We start from the raw sequence: 3847 nt of genomic DNA, 5'->3' as shown, positions 1-3847 counted from the left end.
CCGGCCGCCCTACATTTTGATGGAAGAGTCGGAGCGTGTTGTTATATAATAGGCAACTGGGAAAAACGGAAAAGAGAGAAAAAATAGAAAAAAATGGAAGGAACGGGAAGCTATGTTCTCGCTCAAGATTAACCTGATCCTCGAGGCCATGAGGCCCGTACAGTGGCTCAAGAACGGGCTCATCTTCATGGCGCTGGTATTCTCGAAGAGCTTCTTCGAGCCCGAGGCCGTCAGTAACTCCGTCCTCGCGTTCATCGTATTCTCCATGGTGTCGGGGGCCGTATACCTTATAAACGACATCGTCGACAGGGAGAAGGACCGGGAGCACCCGCTGAAGGACAAAAGGCCCATAGCCTCGGGAAGGCTTCCGGCGGGCAGCGCCTGGACCGGCGCGGCGGTCATATCGGGGGTGTCGCTCGTGGCCGCATTCGCCATAAACCCCTCATTCGGCCTCATAACCGTTGCCTACTTCGCCCTCTTTAACCTCTACACCTTCGTCCTGAAGGCCGTCCCCATAGTGGACATACTGACCGTGGCCTCGGGCTTCGCCGTAAGGGCCGCGGCCGGGGCGCTGGCCATAGAGGTGGAAATATCCCCCTGGCTTCTTCTCTGCACCATGCTCATGGCGCTCTTCGTCGTGCTCGGCAAGCGCAGGCACGAAATAGTCGTACTCGGGGATAGGGCCACGGTCTTGACCGAGTACAACTCGCTCTTCCTGGACCAGATGATAGCGGTCGTTACGGCCTCGACGCTCGTGGCCTACTCCGTCTATACCGTATCCGCCGAGACCGTGGAGAAGTTCGGCACGGACAACTTGAAGTACACCGTACCGTTCGTACTCTACGGCATATTCCGCCACCTCTATCTCATATACAAGAAAGAGGCCGGTGTAAGGCCGGAGAGGGACATCCTGGCCGACACCCCCACCATCGTAAACATCTTCCTATGGATCGGGGCGGTGCTGGGGATACTCTACGCGGGATGACGGAGGCAAAGGCCGGAGTAGCGGTCCTCAGGACCACGCCCGCCACGGGCTGCGATTGACCCGGCCCGTACGGTAATGGTATAAAAGACACTACCGGCACCTCGGAGGAATATAATCGATGCTCAAAATAGGCGTACTCGCATCCGGAGGCGGCACCAACCTCCAGGCCATAATCGACTCCATAGAGTCCGGAGGGCTCGACTGCGAAGTGGCGGTCGTTATAAGCGACAACCCCACGGCCCGCGCGATCGAGAGGGCGAAGAAGCACGGGATCAGGACCGAGGTAATAACAAAGGCGGAGTACCCGGAAAGGGAGACCTACGACAGGAGGGCCGTCGAACTCCTCAAGGGGTGTACAGTAGGTCTCGTCGTACTCGCCGGCTTCATGAGGATACTCTCTTCCGTACTCATAAAAGCCTTCCCCATGCGCATAATGAACATCCACCCCGCGCTCCTCCCCTCCTTCCCCGGCCTCAGCGTGCAGAGAAAGGCTATCGAGTACGGCGTGAAGTTCTCCGGCTGCACGGTCCACTTCGTGGACGAGGGGGTGGACACGGGCCCCATAATAATCCAGGCCGTCGTGCCCGTTATAGACGACGACACGGAGGAGACGCTGGCCGAGAGGATCCTCGCCGAGGAGCACCGCATCTACCCGGAGGCCATCCGCCTCTTCGCCGAAGGCAGGATAGAGGTCAGGGGAAGGCGTACCATTATAAAAAGAGTTGAATGAGCTGAATGAGCTAAATGAGCGACAGACCGGTCATAGTGAGCGCGTGCCTTCTGGGCATCCGCTCACGGTACGACGGGACCGACTCCTTACGGGAGGAGCTGGTCAGTGAGCTTCGAGGGACGCATGTCATACCCGTCTGCCCGGAACAACTCGGGGGGCTCCCCACGCCGAGGCCCGCTGCCGAGATAACGGGCGGGGACGGCACGGACGTGCTCGACGGAAAGGCGCGGGTGGTCGACGAGCACGGGAGCGACGTTACCGGGGCGTTCGTGAAAGGGGCGGAGGAGGTTCTGAAACTCACAAAGCTTACCGGGGCCAAGACGGCCATACTGAAGGAAAAGAGCCCATCGTGCGGGGTAAGCGTCATATGCGGGGGGGGCGGGGTTGAGGCCCGGGGGGCGGGCGTCACCACGGCGCTCCTTAAAAAGAACGGGGTGGATGTCAGAGGGGTCGGGTAAGAAAAAAAGGAGGAGTATATGAAGATCAGCTACCTGGGACATTCGTGTTTCACCATCGAGGGCGAGAAAGGCAAGATCATAATAGACCCATTTCTTACCGGGAACCCGCAGGCGAAGATGAAACCAGAGGACGTAAAGGTCGACGCTGTACTCGTCACCCACGGCCACGCCGACCACCTCGGTGACGCGGTGGAGATAGCAAAGGCCAACGACGCCCCCATAATAGCGCCCTTCGAACTCGTGAACTACTGCGCGGATAAAGGTGCCGCGGGCCACGAGATGCACATAGGAGGGGGCCACGACTTCCCGTTCGGCAGGGTAAAACTCACCATCGCCTTCCACGGCTCGACAACCGATACGGGTGCGGTGGGCAGCCCCTGCGGCTTCCTCATAACCATGGACGGGAAGCGCATCTACCATGCCGGAGACACGGGGCTCTTCTCCGACATGTCTCTCATAGGGCCCGTGGACTGCGCGCTCCTGCCCATAGGCGACAACTTCACCATGGGGATAGAGGACGCGATAGCGGCCGCGGGGCTCCTCCGGGCGAAGGTCGCTATCCCCATGCACTACAACACATGGGACGTTATAAAGCAGGACCCCGAGGAGTTCCGGCGTGGGCTCGAGGGCACATCGACCGAGGTAAGGATAGTCGAGCCCGGCGGGAGCGTTGAGATTTAGGCTCCGGCGGATTAGACCGGGCTTTGCCGAAGCCCGGCAGGTGCTCGAATAGCTTCGCAAGGAGCAGCCCGTCTCAGGCCATAATCACTTCCAGGTTGAACTTCAGATAGTACCAGTAGTACTTCGTGAACTCGAAGAGGACGCTATAGCCCCCCCCTCCCCTCCACCAGTTCTCATCGAAGTCCGGGTCGAATACCGGGTAGGTTTCCATAAGCACGTCCGTGGGCATGATGCGCTTGAAGATGTAGGAGGCCCTCTTCATGTGGTAGATCGAAGTTACGAGGATAAGGGAATTGAGGTTCCTCTCGGTCATGAACTTCTTTATCTCGACGGCGTTCTCGTAAGTACTCCTCGATTTCTTTTCGAGCACGACCCTCAGGCGCTCCCTCTCGCCGAGCCTCCCCATGAATATGGAATCGAGGTCCGCCTCCCTGTTCACCCCGCTCAGTATAAGCACCCCGCCCAGGCGCTTCCTCAAGAGGTCGAGCCCCGCTTCGACCCTCCCGGTCCCACCGGTAAGGACGACTATCGCGTGGGCGGGGTTGCCCGCTTGAGCACGGTAGCCCTTCATATCATTGACGAAGTTTATGAAGTGGTAAAGCGTGCAGGCAAAGAAAAATATGCCCAGCAGGACGTATCCCCGTGGTGCCATCTAATACCCCCTTGCAAATAGGAAAAAAATGTGTTATGAAACTATATTCCAATTTACACTAAAAGTCCACAAGAAGGGAGTAGAGACCAAAATGTCAGCCACATGCGAGATATGCGGAAAGGGTCCGGCCTTCGGCAACAACGTAAGCCACGCCAACAACAAGACCCGCCGGAGATGGAACCCCAACCTCCAGAAGGTGCGCGTTACCTACAGCGGCAGGACAAAGCGGATGCAGGTATGTTCGCGGTGCATCAGGTCCGGCGCGGTCGTTAAGGCCGCCTGACGCCACCTGACGGAAGGAAAGCTACACCCTTCCGGCTCACCCCCTCTTTAACGCTATC

The 3847-nt window shown here is 58.4% G+C and carries 6 protein-coding genes; 5 read left to right on the top strand and 1 reads right to left on the bottom strand.

Going from position 1 to position 3847, the window contains the following annotated elements:
- The first annotated feature begins 112 nt into the window (after positions 1–112).
- From V3W31_10440 to V3W31_10425, 4 genes are all read left to right on the top strand, one after another.
- The gene (locus V3W31_10440; GenBank protein MEE9615348.1) at positions 113–985 is read left to right on the top strand and encodes a decaprenyl-phosphate phosphoribosyltransferase; all 873 of its coding nucleotides are present in this window, start codon (positions 113–115) and stop codon (positions 983–985) included.
- Positions 986–1103: 118 nt separating this feature from the next.
- Positions 1104–1715 carry a phosphoribosylglycinamide formyltransferase gene (gene purN, locus V3W31_10435; protein MEE9615347.1) on the top strand — a complete coding sequence of 204 codons (612 nt, stop codon included), beginning with the start codon at positions 1104–1106 and terminating at the stop codon, positions 1713–1715.
- Positions 1716–1729: 14 nt separating this feature from the next.
- On the top strand, positions 1730–2173 hold the full coding sequence (locus tag V3W31_10430) for a DUF523 domain-containing protein (protein ID MEE9615346.1): 444 nt from the start codon (positions 1730–1732) through the stop codon (positions 2171–2173).
- Positions 2174–2191: 18 nt separating this feature from the next.
- Entirely contained in the window at positions 2192–2854 is a 663-nt protein-coding gene (locus tag V3W31_10425) for a metal-dependent hydrolase (protein ID MEE9615345.1), read from the top strand.
- Between the two features lie 73 nt (positions 2855–2927).
- Here the strand turns inward: V3W31_10425 and V3W31_10420 are convergent, their stop codons facing one another.
- Positions 2928–3506 (bottom strand): YdcF family protein, encoded by a 579-nt coding sequence (locus V3W31_10420; protein ID MEE9615344.1) that lies wholly within the window; start codon positions 3504–3506, stop codon positions 2928–2930.
- Between the two features lie 91 nt (positions 3507–3597).
- On the opposite strand from V3W31_10420, the gene rpmB reads away from it, so the two are divergent.
- Positions 3598–3789 carry a 50S ribosomal protein L28 gene (gene rpmB, locus V3W31_10415; GenBank protein MEE9615343.1) on the top strand — a complete coding sequence of 64 codons (192 nt, stop codon included), beginning with the start codon at positions 3598–3600 and terminating at the stop codon, positions 3787–3789.
- Positions 3790–3847 lie beyond the last annotated feature (58 nt).

Source organism: Thermodesulfobacteriota bacterium (genome assembly GCA_036482575.1).
In the GTDB taxonomy this organism is placed as follows: domain Bacteria; phylum Desulfobacterota; class GWC2-55-46; order GWC2-55-46; family JAUVFY01; genus JAZGJJ01.
The sequence above is the reverse complement of the archived record's forward strand: the minus strand, read 5'-3'. Positions and strand labels throughout refer to the sequence as shown.

Excerpts from the sequence above, each read along its gene's own strand:
- purN (MEE9615347.1), top strand. The coding sequence starts at position 1,104 with ATGCTCAAAATAGGCGTACTCGCATCCGGAGGCGGCACCAACCTCCAG.
- V3W31_10440 (MEE9615348.1), top strand. The coding sequence starts at position 113 with ATGTTCTCGCTCAAGATTAACCTGATCCTCGAGGCCATGAGGCCCGTA.
- V3W31_10425 (MEE9615345.1), top strand. The coding sequence starts at position 2,192 with ATGAAGATCAGCTACCTGGGACATTCGTGTTTCACCATCGAGGGCGAG.
- V3W31_10430 (MEE9615346.1), top strand. The coding sequence starts at position 1,730 with ATGAGCGACAGACCGGTCATAGTGAGCGCGTGCCTTCTGGGCATCCGC.
- rpmB (MEE9615343.1), top strand. The coding sequence starts at position 3,598 with ATGTCAGCCACATGCGAGATATGCGGAAAGGGTCCGGCCTTCGGCAAC.
- V3W31_10420 (MEE9615344.1), bottom strand. The coding sequence starts at position 3,506 with ATGGCACCACGGGGATACGTCCTGCTGGGCATATTTTTCTTTGCCTGC.